We start from the raw sequence: 13,519 nt of genomic DNA, 5'->3' as shown, positions 1-13,519 counted from the left end.
ACAAGCCCGCTATTCCACCCCGATGAGGAGCGGCGCCGAGTACCGCCCGCCCCGGTAGGTGACGGTGTCCACGGCGAGGTGGCCGTGCTGCACGTACGCCTCCAGGCGTTCGGCGACGCCGTCCGGCACCTCGGGTCCGAGGACCAGGGTGACGAGTTCGCCGCCGGAGCCGAGCATGCGGTCCAGGACGGCCTCGGCGGTCTCGGCCAGGGCCGCGCCGATCACGGCGACGTCGCCGTCGATGAGGCCGAGCACGTCCCCGGCCTGGCAGATGCCGGCCGAGGTGAAGGACCGGCTCTCGGCGACGGCGAGTTCGCCGTAGCGGGTGGCGCCGGCCGCGGCGGTCATGGCGACCACGTCCTCGTCGAAGCTGCCGTCCGGGTCGTGCACGGCGAGCGCGGCCAGGCCCTGGACGGCGGACCGGGTGGGGATGACGGCGACCCGGACCCCGTCGGCGCGGGCCTGTTCGGCGGCCGCGGCCGCGGCGGCGCGCAGTTCGGCGCCGCCCGCGAGGAGGACCACCTCGCGGGCGTGGGCGCGGCGTACGGCGTCGAGCAGTTCGGCGGCGGCGGGCGCCTCGCCGGGGCGGACGAGCACGGTGGTGGCCCCGGCCTCCCCGCACAGCACGGCCAGTCCCTCGCCCGGGACCACGGCGACCACGGCCCGCTGGGCGCGTTCGCCCCGGCCGTGGCGGCGCGCGTCCCCGAAGTGGGTGATCCGTATCCGGTACGGCCGGCCGGCCTCGACGCCCGCCTCCACGGCGGCGCCGGGGTCGTCGACGTGGACGTGCACGTTCCACAGCCCGTCCCCGCCGACCACGACGAGGGAGTCCCCGAGCGCGTCGAGCCGTTCGCGCAGGACGGCGACGGCCTCCGCGGACGCCTCCAGCAGGTAGATCACCTCGTACGCGGGCCCCTCCTCCTCCCGCGCGCAGGGGTCCCCGGGCTCCGCCGCGGCTCCGGCGGCCGGTCCGGCCACGGGCTCCGCGGCCGGTTCCTGCCCGGACAGCGCCTGCCACAGGGCCCCGAGTACGGCGACCAGCCCGCAGCCCCCCGCGTCGACCACCCCGGCCCGGTCCAGCGCGGCGAGCTGCCCGGGGGTCTCGGCGAGGGCGGCGCGGGCGGCGTCGTAGGCGGCCCTGGCCACGTCCACGGCGGTGCCGGCGGCGGCCGAGGCGGTCTCGGCGGCCCGCGCGGCGGCCCCGGCGACGGTGAGCATGGTCCCCTCCACCGGGTGCGCGACGGCCGCGTACGCCTCCTCCGCGGCCCGGGTCAGCGCCCGCGCCAGCAGCCCGCCGGGGCCGGGTGCCGGGGCACCGGCGGGTTCCCCGGGGTCGGTGCCGAGTACGTCGGCCACCCCGCGCAGCAGCTGCGCCAGGATGGTCCCGGAGTTCCCGCGGGCGCCTACGAGCGCCCCGTGCGCCCAGGCCCGTACGGCCCGGGACAGGGAGGCGGGGGCGGTGTCCGTGAGGGCGTCGGTCAGCGCGCGGTCGGCGGACTCGGCGGTGAGGTAGAGGTTGGTGCCGGTGTCGGCGTCGGCCACCGGGTAGACGTTGATCGCGTCGATGTCCTCGCGGGCCCGGCCCAGTGCGGCGAGGGCCAGGGAGCTCCAGGTGCGTACCGCTTCGGCGTCGAGCTCGTCGGCGGGCTGCGGCTGCGGCTCGTGCGGCACCGGGCGTTCCTCCTTGTGCGGGCCAGGGTTCACCGCAGGGTAACGAAGGGCTGCCCCGGAGACAGGACCGTGGGGCGGGCCGGGCGGCCGCCATGGTAGTTTTCTTGGACGGGCGCAGTCGTTGTATGCTGCTCCGGTTGCCCGATGAGAGTCGGGTCTTTCCCCCGGCAAACCACTTCAGACCTCTGATTCCGGTGCGCCGGATTCACTGTAATTGCATCTGAAGTCTTTGGAGTGACCTGTGGCTGCCAACTGCGACGTTTGCGCCAAGGGGCCGAGCTTCGGCAACAACATCTCCCACTCGCACCGCCGCACCTCGCGTCGCTGGAACCCGAACATCCAGCGCGTCCGTGCCGTGGTCAATGGGACGCCGAAGCGCCTCAACGCCTGCACCTCGTGCATCAAGGCCGGCAAGGTCTCGCGCTGACGCCCGTCGTAGCGCAGCCCCTTCCGGTTGCCAAGAAGGCCGGTCCACCTCTGGTGGACCGGCCTTTTGCCTTGTCCGGGCGGCTTTAGAGGCCCGGTCGGCGCAGCTGCCAGGCGTGGTCCACCGGGCCGATGCCCGCCCCGAGGGCGAAGCCGGCCGCGATGCCGCCGGTGACGTACTCCTTGGCTGCGGTGACGGCCTCCGGGACGGCGAGGCCCCTGGCGAGGCCGGCCGCGATCGCGCTGGCGAGGGTGCAGCCGGTGCCGTGGGTGTGCCGGTTGGAGTGGCGGGGGGCGTCGAGCCACCGCTCGGCGGTCCCGTCGGTGAGCAGGTCCACCGCCCGGTCCGCGTGCGCGGCGAGGTGCCCGCCCTTGATCAGGGCCCAGCGCGGGCCGAGCCCGAGGACGGCGTCGGCGGCCCGGCGCATGTCGTCCTCGGTCTCCACGACGACGCCGGTGAGCTGCGCCACCTCGTCGAGGTTCGGGGTGGCCACGGTGGCGCGCGGCAGCAGTGCGGTGCGTACGGCGCCCACCGCGGAGGCGGCGAGCAGCGCGTCCCCGTGCTTGGAGACGCCGACGGGGTCCACGACCACGGGTGCGGCGATGCCGTCGAGCAGTTCGGCCACGGTCTCCACCAGGACGGCGGAGGAGAGCATGCCGGTCTTCACGGCGTGCACGCCTATGTCGTCCACCACGGCCCGGTACTGGGCCCTGACGGCCTCGGCGGGCAGGTCCCAGGCTCCGCGTACCCCGAGGGAGTTCTGCGCGGTCACGGCGGTCACCACGCTCATGCCGTGCACGCCGAGCGCGAGCATGGTCTTGAGGTCGGCCTGGATGCCCGCGCCGCCGCCGGAGTCGGATCCGGCGACGGTGAGGCAGAGCGGCGGGGCGGCGTTCACAGCGCGTTGCCCTCGGCCACCGGGTCGTCCCCGAAGTGGTCCCAGCCGCCGGTGCTGGTCCAGGGGGCGCCGTCGACGGTCACCTGGGGCAGCGCGGAGCGGTTCAGCACCTCGCCGATGACCTTCCAGCGGGCGGGCAGCTTCACGTCGGGCGGGAAGGTGGCCACGATCGCGTGGTCCTCTCCCCCGGTGAGCACCCACTGGAGCGGGTCCACGCCGACGGCCTGGCCGATGTCGTGCATCTGCGTGGGGATGTCGACGGCCGCCGAGCGCAGGTCGATGCGTACCTTGCTGGCCTCCGCGATGTGCCCGAGGTCCGCGATCAGGCCGTCGCTGACGTCGGTCATGGCGCTGGCGCCGAGCCCGGCGGCCGCGGGGCCCGCGTGGTAGGGCGGTTCGGGGCGCCGGTGGGCCTCGACGAAGGCCCGCGGGGAGCGGAAGCCGCGGGAGAGCACGGCGAAGCCGGCCGCGGACCAGCCGAGCCAGCCGGTGACGGCGACGACGTCGCCGGGCTGGGCGCCGGAGCGCAGCACGGGCTCGTGGTTGCGCAGGTCGCCGAGGGCGGTGATGGAGACGGTGATGGTGTCCCCGCGGACGACGTCCCCGCCGACCACGGCGGCGCCGGCGACCTGGCATTCGTCGCGGATGCCGTCCATGAGCTCCGTGGGCCAGGTGACCGGGAGTTCGGCCGGGACGACGAGGCCCAGGAGGAGCGCGGTGGGTACCGCGCCCATGGCCGCGATGTCCGCCAGGTTCTGCGCGGCGGCCTTGCGGCCGACGTCGTAGGCCGTGGACCAGTCGCGGCGGAAGTGCCGGCCCTCCAGGAGGATGTCGGTGCTCGCCACGACGCGCCGGTCGGGGGCCGAGACCACCGCGGCGTCGTCGCCCGGTCCGAGCCGGACGGCCGGGGTGGTGGTGAGCCGTGAGGTGAGCTCCCTGATCAGCCCGAACTCCCCCAGCTCGCCGACAGTGCCCTTCATCGCTGTGCCCCTTCTTGCCCAGTCCGCTTGCGGTCGCGAGCCGTCACAGCTCTGGGTACCGTCAACAGATACGTCAACTTCTGTTCTCCGCACGCCCCGCTGTGCGTGGCGCCGGGGCCCCGGGTCTCCCCGTGGCGCGCGGCGACGCGGTACCGTGGCGTCCCTTCTTCCCCCGGCCCTGTCCCTCGTGTGGGGTCCACCCGAAGGTTAGGGGAAATGATCCTCGTGGCCGCCCTGGAGGTTCCGTGGTACAGGCGTACATCCTCATCCAGACCGAGGTGGGCAAGGCGTCGTTCGTCGCCGAGTCCATCGGCCAGATCCCGGGGGTGATCCAGGCCGAGGACGTGACGGGGCCGTACGACGTGATCGTGCGCGCCCAGGCCGACACCGTCGACGAGCTGGGCCGCATGGTCGTCGCCAAGGTCCAGCAGGTGGAGGGGATCACCCGCACCCTGACCTGCCCGGTGGTCCATCTGTAGCCCCCGTCTACTCTTGGCCGGTGATGTCCCTCCACCGCCGGCCCCTCCGTGTCCTGGCCCTGCCCGCCGCCCTTGCCCTGCTGGCACTGGCGGCGTGCTCACCGGGTGGTTCCGAGGCCCGGGTGGATCCGCCGCCCGCGCCGCCCGCCGACGTCGCGAAGCTCTGTGCGGCGCTGCACGAGGAGCTTCCGGAGACGGTGGCCGGGCTGGCGCGGACCGGCACCGATCCGGAGTCGGACCTCACTGCCGCGTGGGGCGGCTCGGCGATCGTACTGCGGTGCGGGATCGCCAAACCCCCCCAGATGCTGGATCCGAAGCAGGAGGGCATCCACGTCAACGGCGTGGCCTGGCTGCTGGAGAAGCTTCCCGACGGTGCGGGCGGCGGATTCCGTTTCACCACCGGTCTGCGGCTGGCGTACACGGAGGTCCGTGTGGACAAGGAACACGCCACGGACGCGGGCATGCTCGTCGGCCTGTCCGCGGCCGTCGCCGCGACCGTTCCCGAGGGTGTGGCCTCCTACTGAGCCCCGCCCGCGCCCCACCGGGGCACCGGGCACACCGCCGCCCGCCGGCCGGTCGTCGTGGACCGGCGGCGGGCGGTCGGCTGTCCGGGCCCGGGAGAGCGGCTAGCGCAGCCCGGTGGAGCGGCGCAGGGCGGCCTGGATCAGCCGGTCCACGAGCTCCGGGTAGGGCACGCCCGACTCCTGCCACATCAGCGGGTACATGGAGATCGGCGTGAATCCGGGCATCGTGTTGATCTCGTTGATGACGAACTCGCCCTCCTCCGTGAGGAAGAAGTCGGCGCGTACGAGACCTTCGCAGGACGCGGCCTCGAACGCCTCGACCGCGAGCCGCTGGACCTCGGCGGTCTGCTCCGGGGTGAGCGGGGCGGGCACGATCCCGGAGGCGGAGTCGATGTACTTCGCCTCGAAGTCGTAGAAGTCGTGGCTGGAGACCGGCGGGATCTCGGCGGGGACGCTGGCGCGCGGCCCGTCCTCGAACTCCAGGACGCCGCACTCGATCTCGCGGCCGCGCAGCAGCGCCTCCACGATGATCTTCGGGTCGTGGCGCCGGGCCTCCTTGACGGCGGCCTCCAGCCCCGAGGCGTCGTCGACCTTGGTGATGCCGATGGAGGAGCCGGCGCGGGCGGGCTTCACGAACAGCGGCCAGCCGTGCTCGGCGGCGAAGTCCAGGATCCGGGCCGTCGCGGCGTCCCGGTCGGCCTCCCACTCGCGGGGGCGGATGGTCACGTACGGGCCGACCTTGAGCCCGAAGGAGGTGAACACCCGCTTCATGTAGTCCTTGTCCTGGCCGACGGCCGAGGCGAGCACGCCCGAGCCGACGTACGGGATCCCGGAGAGCTCCAGGAGGCCCTGGAGGGTGCCGTCCTCGCCGTAGGGGCCGTGGAGCACCGGGAAGACCACGTCGACCTCGCCCAGGGCCTTCGGGACGGCGCCGGGCTCGGTGTAGACGACCTGGCGGCTGGCCGGGTCCACCGAGAGCACGACGGTGCCGTCCTCGGATTCCGCGAGCTCCTGGACGCTCGGGAGGGTGCGGTCCGCGATGGCCATCCGCTCGGGCTCGTCGGCGGTCAGCGCCCACCGGCCGTCCGTGGTGATGCCGATGGGCAGCACCTCGTACTGGGACCGGTCGATGGAGCGCAGTACGGCGCCCGCCGTGACGACCGAGATGGCGTGTTCCGAGCTGCGGCCGCCGAACACGACGGCCACGCGGGGCTTGCGGCCCTGCTGCTCAGGGGTCTGGGGGAGGTTCTCGCTGCTCATATCGGCATGAGCGTACCCGCTCACGCGTCCGGAAAGGAGCTAGCGACGTTCCGGTTTGGCGCTGCGTCCCATCAGCTCCTTGAGGGCCACCAGGGTGGGCTTGCCGTGGTGGACGATGTCCACCACCGTGTCGGTGATCGGCATGTCGACCCCGTGCCGGCCGGCCAGATCGGCCACCGACTGGCAGGACTTGACCCCCTCCGCGGTCTGCTTGGTGACCGCGATGGTCTCCTCCAGGGTCATCCCGCGGCCGAGGTTGGTGCCGAAGGTGTGGTTCCGGGAGAGCGGCGAGGAGCAGGTGGCGACGAGGTCGCCGAGGCCCGCGAGGCCGGAGAAGGTGAGCGGGTCGGCGCCCATGGCCACGCCGAGGCGGGTGGCTTCGGCCAGGCCGCGGGTGATGAGCGAGCCCTTGGTGTTGTCGCCGAGGCCCATGCCGTCCGCGATGCCGACGGCGAGGCCGATGACGTTCTTGACGGCGCCGCCGAGCTCGCAGCCGATGACGTCGGTGCTGGTGTAGGGCCGGAAGTACGGGGTGTGGCAGGCGGCCTGGAGGCGCTGGGCGGCGGCCTCGTCCACGCAGGCGACCACGGAGGCGGCGGGCTGGCGGGCGACGATCTCGGCGGCCAGGTTGGGGCCGGTGACCACGGCGATCCGCTCGGCGGGGACCTTGGCCACCTCCTCGATGACCTCGCTCATCCGCTTGGCGGTGCCGAGTTCGATGCCCTTCATGAGGGAGACGAGCACGGTCTCGGGGGCCAGCAGCGGGGCCCAGGCGGCGAGGTTGTCGCGCAGGGTCTGGGAGGGGATGGCGAGGACGGTGAAGTCGGCGCTGGCCGCGGCCTCCGCCGGGTCGGTGGTGGCCCGGATGTTCGCGGGGAGTTCGACGTCGGGGAAGTAGTCCGGGTTGGTCCGGCCGGTGTTGATGGCGTCGACGATCTCCCGGCGGCGGCCCCACAGGGTCACCTCGCAGCCGGCGTCGGCGAGCACCATGGCGAAGGCCGTGCCCCAGGAGCCTGTTCCGAAGACGGTCGCCGTCACGGGACGTGTCACTTCTTGCCCTCCCCCGCGGCCTTGCGCCGCTGTTCCGCCCTGGCGTTGCGATGGTCGTACGGCCGTGCGGGCGCGCTCTCGCCCCGCACGTCCTCCAGCAGCCGGGTGACGGCCGCCATGATGGCCTCGGTGGCCTCCCGGAGCACCTCCGGGGTGGGTTCCCGGTCGTAGTAGGCGGAGAGGTCCACGGGCGGCCCGGCGAGCACCTGGAGGGTCTTGCGCGGGAACAGCCGGACCTTGTTCTCCCTGGCGTACGGCGGCATGGCCAGGTTGGCGCCCCACTGGGCCACCGGGATGACCGGGGCCCTGGTGATCAGCGCGACGCGGGCGACGCCGGTCTTGCCGGCCATGGGCCACATGTCGGGGTCCCGGGTGAGGGTGCCCTCCGGGTAAAAGGCCACGCATTCGCCGCGCTCGATCGCGTCCACGGCGGCCCGGAATGCGTCCAGGGCGTTGGTGCTCTCCCGGTAGACGGGGATCTGGCCGCTGCCGCGCAGGATGGACCCGACAAAGGGGACCTTGAAGAGGGCGGCCTTGGCGAGCAATCGGGGCACCCGGCCGGTGTTGTACTGGAAGTGCGCGTAGGAGAGCGGGTCCAGATACGAGTTGTGATTGACGGCGGTGATAAATCCACCGTCGGCCGGAATGTGCTCCATTCCCCGCCAGTCCCGCTTGAAGAGCACTACCAGCGGCGGTTTCGCGATGACCGCCGCCAGGCGGTACCAGAAGCCGATTCTGCGGCGGGACACTCGGACACCTTCCTCTAGGACCGGTGCGCGGCTGGGGCACCTCGTGGTCGGACGGACAAGTGTCACCCCGGGCCCGGTCTCTGTCGAGAACACCGTACGCCCCGCTCGCGCCACCGGAGTCCCGGGTGGCACGGGTGAAGGCGACAATGGGCCGACACATGACCGGGCCATGACCTGACCTTGGCACGGGGAGGGGTGCGGGCGCACCGGACGGAAAGGGGTCGGCCACGGACGCCGTCTGGAATCTGGTGGTCCCGCTCAAGCCCTTGGCGGCGGCCAAGAGCCGGCTGGCGGCGGCGGTGGGCACCGCCCGCCCCGGGCTCGCCCTGGCCTTCGCGCTGGACACCGTCGCGGGGGCCCTGGCCTGCGCGGCCGTGGCCGATGTGGTGGTCGTCACGGACGACGCGGCGGCCGGCGCGGAGCTGGCCGGGCTGGGCGCGCGGGTGGTCCCGGACCTGCCGGGCGCGGGCCTCAACGCGGCGCTGGCGCACGGGGCCCGCGTGGTCCGCGCGGCGCGCCCGGGCGCCGCGGTCGCCGCGATGAACGCCGATCTCCCGGCACTCCGCCCCGCCGAATTGCAACGCGTGCTCGAAAACGCCTCGGTATTTCCGCGGGCATTTCTGGCGGATGCGGCCGGAATCGGGACGACTCTGCTTTCCGCCGCCCCGGACCGGGAATTGGCTCCCGCGTTCGGGGGCCCCTCACGGGCCCGGCATTCGGCTTCGGGAGCGGTGGAAATCGCGCTGGCGGACGTCGACAGCGTGCGCCGGGACGTGGACACGGCGGCGGATCTGCGGACGGCACTCGCCCTCGGCGTGGGGGCGTACACGGCCCGATACAGTGCGGGTATGCAGGCGACCGCTTACACGTACGACTCCCGGACCCGCAGCGGCAGTGTGCTGCTGGACGACGGCACGCCGGTGCCCTTCGGGGCCCCCGCCTTCGACGCGGGCGGCCTGCGCCTGCTGCGGCCGGGGCAGCGGGTCCGCATCGAGACGGACGGCAAGGGCGCGGACCTGCGCATCACGCTGGTGACGCTCCAGACCTTCTGATACGAGGGCCCTCTCGCACGGCGGCCTTCCGGCACGGCGGCCCTCCGGCAGCGCGCGCACCGCGGGCCGGCCTCCCCGAACGGGGGAAGCCGGCCCGGCGTGTGTGACCCGGCCCTACTTCTTGCGGGCGGTGGTCTTCTTCGCGGTGGTGGCCTTGCGCGTCGCCGTCTTCTTGGCGGGCGCCTTCGTCGCCGCGGTGGTCTTCTTGGCCGCGGGGGCGGTCTTCTTGGCGGCCGGCGTGGTCTTCTTCGCGGCGGCCGTGGTCTTCTTGGCCGTGCTGGCCTTCTTGGCGGCGGCCGTGGTCTTCTTCGCCGTGGTGGTGCTCTTCACCGCCGCCTTCTTGGCGGTCGCGGTGGTCTTCTTCGCCGTGGTCTTCTTCGCGACCGCGGTCTTCGCCGCGGCCTTCTTGGCGGTGGTGGCCCTCTTCGCGGCGGCCTTCTTGACCGTGGCGGAGGCGCCGCCGGTGAGGCTGCCCTTCGGGGCCTTCTTCACGGACACCTCGCCGCCCTTGGGCAGCTTCTTGGTGCCGCTGACCAGGTCCTTGAAGCCCTGGCCGGCGCGGAAACGGGGCACCGAGGTCTTCTTGACCCGGACGCGCTCACCCGTCTGCGGGTTGCGGGCGTAACGGGCCGGGCGGTCGACCTTCTCGAACGAGCCGAAGCCCGTGACCGAGACCCGGTCGCCCGCGACGGTAGCGCGGACGATCGCGTCCAGCACCGCATCGACAGCATCCGCGGCCTGCTGGCGGCCGCCCAGCTTGTCGGCAATCGCTTCTACGAGCTGCGCCTTGTTCACGTCTTCCCCTTCGGAGACATCGCCAGAACGAATGTGTTCAAGCTTATTTCGCACGTTAGGCGGATATATACCGCAAATCAAACACGAAACGGGCTAATCACCCTAGTGCCGCAACGGCGGAGGCCGTTACGGAGTTCCTTCGCATCAGTCGCCTTCAGGGAATCGACCCTCGTCGAGGTCCTTCATCAACCTGTCCAGGCGCCTTGCCGCATCGGCGAGATCGTGCTTCGCCGCGGCCGTGACGACCAACAGCTTCCGGGACAGCGCCATCCTTACGCCCTCCGGGACTTGCAGTGAGCGCACCCTTGTGTGTGCTTCTTTCAACCGGTCCGCGACGAGTTCGTAGAGCTCGAGTTGACTGTCGCGTTCCATGCACAGATTGTGCCATCTGGGGCGAGTTGTCGCCTCACGGGGCCTCAACAAACGGCTGTGCCCCCCGCCGGAAGGCGGGGGGCACCGTGTTGTCGATGTGATCACCCGGGGGTGAATAAGCGCTGATCAGGCAGGAATCACAGCTGAATCGTGCGCGGCTTGAAGGCGGGACGGGCGCTTTCGTAGGTGGCGATGTCCGCTTCGTTCTGAAGGGTGAGCGAGATGTCGTCCAGCCCCTCCAGCAGTCGCCAGCGGGCGTTGTCGTCGAGTTCGAACTCCGCGACGAGTTCCCCGGCCCGCACCTGCCGGTCGACCAGGTCGACGGTGATCTCGACGGTGGGGTCGGCCTCGGTCAGCTCCCACAGCCGGTCGACGGTCTCCTGCGGGAGGACGACGGTCAGCAGGCCGTTCTTCAGCGAGTTCCCGCGGAAGATGTCGGCGAAGCGGGCGGAGATGACCGTCTTGAAGCCGAAGTTCTGCAGGGCCCAGACGGCGTGCTCGCGGGAGGAGCCCGTACCGAAGTCGGGGCCGGCCACCAGGACGGTCGCCCCCGCGCGCTCGGGGCGGTTGGTGACGAACTCCGGGTCCTTGCGCCACGCCTCGAAGAGCCCGTCCTCGAAGCCGTCACGGGTGATCTTCTTGAGCCAGTGGGCCGGGATGATCTGGTCGGTGTCGACGTTGCTGCGGCGCAGCGGCACGGCTCGGCCGGTGTGGACGGTGAAGGCTTCCATGGTCAGACTCCGGCGGTGGCGGTGGCTTCGGACAGGTCGGCGGGCGAGGCCAGATGGCCCAGTACGGCGGTGGCGGCGGCCACCTGCGGCGACACCAGGTGGGTGCGCCCGCCCTTCCCCTGCCGGCCCTCGAAGTTGCGGTTGGAGGTGGACGCGGAGCGCTCGCCGGGGGCCAGTTGGTCGGGGTTCATGCCCAGGCACATGGAGCAGCCCGCGTGCCGCCACTCGGCGCCGGCCTCCTTGAAGACGGTGTCCAGACCCTCCTCCACGGCCTGCAGGGCGACCCGGACAGAGCCGGGGACGACCAGCATCCGTACGCCGTCGGCGACTTTGCGGCCCTCGATGATGCCCGCGACGGCGCGCAGGTCCTCGATGCGGCCGTTGGTGCAGGAACCTACGAAGACGGTGTCGACCTTGATGTCGCGCAGCGGCTGCCCGGCGGTCAACCCCATGTACTCCAGGGCCTTTTCGGCCGCCAGCCGCTCCGAAGCGTCCTCGTACGAAGCGGGGTCGGGGACGTCGGAGGAGAGCGGGGCGCCCTGGCCGGGGTTGGTGCCCCAGGTGACGAACGGGGAGAGCGCGGCGCCGTCGATGACGACCTCGGCGTCGAAGACGGCGTCCTCGTCGGTGCGCAGGGTCTGCCAGTAGGCGACGGCGGCGTCCCAGTCCTCGCCCACGGGAGCGTGGTCGCGGCCCTGGAGGTAGTCGAAGGTGGTCCGGTCGGGGGCGATCATGCCCGCGCGGGCGCCGGCCTCGATCGACATGTTGCAGATGGTCATGCGGGCTTCCATCGACAGCTTCTCGACGGCCTCGCCGCGGTACTCCAGGACGTAGCCCTGGCCGCCGCCGGTCCCGATCCGGGCGATGATGGCGAGGATCAGGTCCTTGGCGGTGACCCCTTCGGCCAGCTCGCCCGTGACCGTGATGGCCATCGTCTTGGGGCGGGCCATCGGCAGCGTCTGGGTGGCCAGCACGTGCTCGACCTGGCTGGTGCCGATACCGAAGGCCAGCGCGCCGAAGGCGCCGTGCGTGGAGGTGTGGGAGTCGCCGCAGACCACGGTGGTGCCCGGCTGGGTCAGTCCCAGCTGGGGTCCCACCACGTGGACGACGCCCTGCTCGACGTCGCCCAGCGAGTGCAGGCGGACGCCGAACTCGGCGCAGTTCGCGCGCAGCGTCTCCAGCTGGGCCCGGGAGACCGGGTCCGCGATGGGCTTGTCGATGTCGAGGGTGGGGGTGTTGTGGTCCTCGGTCGCGATGGTGAGGTCGAGGCGGCGGACCTCGCGGCCGGCCTGGCGCAGTCCTTCGAACGCCTGCGGGCTGGTCACCTCGTGCAGCAGGTGCAGATCGATGAAGAGGAGGTCGGGCTCGCCCTCGGCGCGCCGGACGACATGGTCGTCCCAGACCTTCTCCGCGAGTGTCCTACCCATCGCTTTCCCTCCGGCCGGCCCGGTGGGGCCGGCGCTTCATAGAGATCCCGTGCGCCTGCCGTCCGTACCCCACGTCCCGGACGACGGCTCGGACCCAGTGGTTCGTGGACCCGCACATACAGAGTCTCTGGTTCTTGGAAAAATTGAACTTGCGTTTCACAGTGTGAGACGCGAATATCGTTTCATGGACAACTCTAGCGGCGTCGGCGTTCTCGACAAGGCAGCTCTGGTACTGAGCGCACTGGAGTCCGGTCCGGCCACCCTCGCCGGGCTGGTCGCGGCGACAGGGCTCGCACGACCCACGGCACACCGGCTGGCCGTGGCACTGGAACACCACCGGATGGTGGCGAGGGACATGCAGGGCCGGTTCATCCTCGGCCCGCGGCTGGCGGAGCTCGCCGCCGCGGCCGGCGAGGACCGCCTGCTGGCCACGGCGGGACCGGTTCTGACCCACCTGCGGGACGTGACGGGTGAGAGCGCGCAGCTCTACCGCCGGCAGGGGGACATGCGCATCTGCGTGGCGGCCGCGGAGCGGCTGTCCGGCCTGCGGGACACCGTCCCGGTGGGCTCCACGCTCCCGATGAAGGCCGGTTCGGCCGCGCAGATCCTGATGGCGTGGGAGGAGCCCGAGCGGCTGCACCGCGGTCTGCAGGGCGCGCGTTTCACGGCGACGGCGCTCTCCGGCGTACGGCGCCGCGGCTGGGCCCAGTCGATCGGCGAGCGGGAGCCCGGCGTGGCCTCCGTGTCGGCGCCGGTGCGCGGGCCGTCGAACCGGGTGGTGGCCTCCGTATCGGTCTCCGGGCCGATCGAGCGGCTGACCCGGCACCCGGGGCGCATGCACGCCCAGGCCGTCATCGACGCGGCCGCCCGCCTGACGGAGGCCCTGCGCCGCTCCGGCTGATCCCCCCACTCCCCCGCGGGCCCGGGGCGCGTACGACGCCGCACACGTCCGAACGCGCGCCTCCGGGCCCGCACTTGTGCCCCGCGCGCCCGCGCCGGAGCACAGCGAGAAGGCCCTCCGCGATGGACGCGGAGGGCCTTCTCTGTAGGTACCCCCGACCGGATTCGAACCGGCGCTACCGCCTTGAGAGGGCGGCGTGCTAG

The 13,519-nt window shown here is 72.4% G+C and carries 14 protein-coding genes and 1 pseudogene; 5 read left to right on the top strand and 10 right to left on the bottom strand.

What is annotated here, in order from left to right:
- Window positions 1–9: 9 nt before the first annotated feature.
- Window positions 10–1,671, bottom strand: coding sequence for a DAK2 domain-containing protein (locus tag ABZ873_RS22410; RefSeq protein WP_360874862.1), 1,662 nt, complete (start codon window positions 1,669–1,671; stop codon window positions 10–12).
- Between the two features lie 241 nt (window positions 1,672–1,912).
- Here ABZ873_RS22410 and rpmB point away from each other — a divergent pair, with 241 nt between their 5' ends.
- A complete protein-coding gene (gene rpmB, locus ABZ873_RS22405; protein ID WP_007266795.1) occupies window positions 1,913–2,098 on the top strand; it encodes a 50S ribosomal protein L28 in 186 nt (61 codons plus the stop codon).
- Window positions 2,099–2,183: 85 nt separating this feature from the next.
- Here the strand turns inward: rpmB and thiD are convergent, their stop codons facing one another.
- Window positions 2,184–2,996: a bifunctional hydroxymethylpyrimidine kinase/phosphomethylpyrimidine kinase gene (thiD, locus tag ABZ873_RS22400; protein ID WP_360874857.1), complete on the bottom strand. Its 813-nt coding sequence runs from the start codon at window positions 2,994–2,996 to the stop codon at window positions 2,184–2,186.
- Window positions 2,993–3,976, bottom strand: a complete 984-nt coding sequence (locus tag ABZ873_RS22395; protein WP_360874854.1) for a thiamine-phosphate kinase — start codon at window positions 3,974–3,976, stop codon at window positions 2,993–2,995. Before ABZ873_RS22395 ends, thiD begins: the two co-directional genes overlap by 4 nt.
- 245 nt (window positions 3,977–4,221) lie before the next feature.
- On the opposite strand from ABZ873_RS22395, the gene ABZ873_RS22390 reads away from it, so the two are divergent.
- On the top strand, window positions 4,222–4,455 hold the full coding sequence (locus ABZ873_RS22390; protein WP_030028650.1) for an Lrp/AsnC ligand binding domain-containing protein: 234 nt from the start codon (window positions 4,222–4,224) through the stop codon (window positions 4,453–4,455).
- Window positions 4,456–4,478: 23 nt separating this feature from the next.
- Window positions 4,479–4,979 carry a DUF3515 family protein gene (locus tag ABZ873_RS22385; RefSeq protein ID WP_360874922.1) on the top strand — a complete coding sequence of 167 codons (501 nt, stop codon included), beginning with the start codon at window positions 4,479–4,481 and terminating at the stop codon, window positions 4,977–4,979.
- A gap of 102 nt (window positions 4,980–5,081) precedes the next feature.
- Here ABZ873_RS22385 and ABZ873_RS22380 read toward each other — a convergent pair whose 3' ends face one another.
- From ABZ873_RS22380 to ABZ873_RS22370, 3 genes are read right to left on the bottom strand one after another with little or no spacing between them, the layout of a single operon-like run.
- Complete coding sequence (locus tag ABZ873_RS22380) at window positions 5,082–6,239, bottom strand: D-alanine--D-alanine ligase family protein (RefSeq protein ID WP_360874851.1); 1,158 nt, start codon at window positions 6,237–6,239, stop codon at window positions 5,082–5,084.
- A gap of 39 nt (window positions 6,240–6,278) precedes the next feature.
- A complete protein-coding gene (locus tag ABZ873_RS22375) occupies window positions 6,279–7,289 on the bottom strand; it encodes an NAD(P)H-dependent glycerol-3-phosphate dehydrogenase (RefSeq protein ID WP_360874848.1) in 1,011 nt (336 codons plus the stop codon).
- A complete protein-coding gene (locus ABZ873_RS22370; RefSeq protein ID WP_360874846.1) occupies window positions 7,286–8,038 on the bottom strand; it encodes a lysophospholipid acyltransferase family protein in 753 nt (250 codons plus the stop codon). Before ABZ873_RS22370 ends, ABZ873_RS22375 begins: the two co-directional genes overlap by 4 nt.
- A 245-nt stretch (window positions 8,039–8,283) precedes the next feature.
- Here ABZ873_RS22370 and cofC point away from each other — a divergent pair.
- A pseudogene (cofC, locus tag ABZ873_RS22365) lies at window positions 8,284–8,886 on the top strand (2-phospho-L-lactate guanylyltransferase); the annotation flags it as partial.
- A 318-nt stretch (window positions 8,887–9,204) separates the two neighbouring features.
- Here cofC and ABZ873_RS22360 read toward each other — a convergent pair.
- The 4 genes from ABZ873_RS22360 to leuC form a co-directional block, all read right to left on the bottom strand.
- Window positions 9,205–9,885 (bottom strand): HU family DNA-binding protein, encoded by a 681-nt coding sequence (locus tag ABZ873_RS22360; RefSeq protein WP_360874843.1) that lies wholly within the window; start codon window positions 9,883–9,885, stop codon window positions 9,205–9,207.
- 144 nt (window positions 9,886–10,029) lie between these two features.
- Window positions 10,030–10,257 carry a hypothetical protein gene (locus tag ABZ873_RS22355; protein WP_030009267.1) on the bottom strand — a complete coding sequence of 76 codons (228 nt, stop codon included), beginning with the start codon at window positions 10,255–10,257 and terminating at the stop codon, window positions 10,030–10,032.
- Between the two features lie 137 nt (window positions 10,258–10,394).
- Window positions 10,395–10,988 (bottom strand): 3-isopropylmalate dehydratase small subunit, encoded by a 594-nt coding sequence (gene leuD / locus ABZ873_RS22350; protein WP_360874838.1) that lies wholly within the window; start codon window positions 10,986–10,988, stop codon window positions 10,395–10,397.
- 2 nt (window positions 10,989–10,990) lie between these two features.
- A complete protein-coding gene (leuC, locus tag ABZ873_RS22345; protein WP_360874835.1) occupies window positions 10,991–12,415 on the bottom strand; it encodes a 3-isopropylmalate dehydratase large subunit in 1,425 nt (474 codons plus the stop codon).
- A gap of 184 nt (window positions 12,416–12,599) precedes the next feature.
- Between leuC and ndgR the strand changes: the two genes are divergently transcribed.
- The gene (gene ndgR, locus ABZ873_RS22340; protein WP_007266782.1) at window positions 12,600–13,316 is read left to right on the top strand and encodes an IclR family transcriptional regulator NdgR; all 717 of its coding nucleotides are present in this window, start codon (window positions 12,600–12,602) and stop codon (window positions 13,314–13,316) included.
- The last annotated feature ends 203 nt before the right edge of the window (window positions 13,317–13,519 follow it).

Source organism: Streptomyces sp. NPDC047014, from assembly GCF_040644195.1.
In the GTDB taxonomy this organism is placed as follows: Bacteria; Actinomycetota; Actinomycetes; order Streptomycetales; family Streptomycetaceae; genus Streptomyces.
Note: the sequence above shows the minus strand (reverse complement) of the source record. Positions and strands in the feature narration are given on the sequence as shown.

Bases quoted from the DNA above. Each gene is read 5' to 3' on its own strand.
- ABZ873_RS22395 (WP_360874854.1), bottom strand. From the start codon at position 3,976: ATGAAGGGCACTGTCGGCGAGCTGGGGGAGTTCGGGCTGATCAGGGAG.
- ABZ873_RS22385 (WP_360874922.1), top strand. From the start codon at position 4,479: ATGTCCCTCCACCGCCGGCCCCTCCGTGTCCTGGCCCTGCCCGCCGCC.
- ABZ873_RS22380 (WP_360874851.1), bottom strand. From the start codon at position 6,239: ATGAGCAGCGAGAACCTCCCCCAGACCCCTGAGCAGCAGGGCCGCAAG.
- ABZ873_RS22355 (WP_030009267.1), bottom strand. From the start codon at position 10,257: ATGGAACGCGACAGTCAACTCGAGCTCTACGAACTCGTCGCGGACCGG.
- leuD (WP_360874838.1), bottom strand. From the start codon at position 10,988: ATGGAAGCCTTCACCGTCCACACCGGCCGAGCCGTGCCGCTGCGCCGC.
- leuC (WP_360874835.1), bottom strand. From the start codon at position 12,415: ATGGGTAGGACACTCGCGGAGAAGGTCTGGGACGACCATGTCGTCCGG.
- ndgR (WP_007266782.1), top strand. From the start codon at position 12,600: ATGGACAACTCTAGCGGCGTCGGCGTTCTCGACAAGGCAGCTCTGGTA.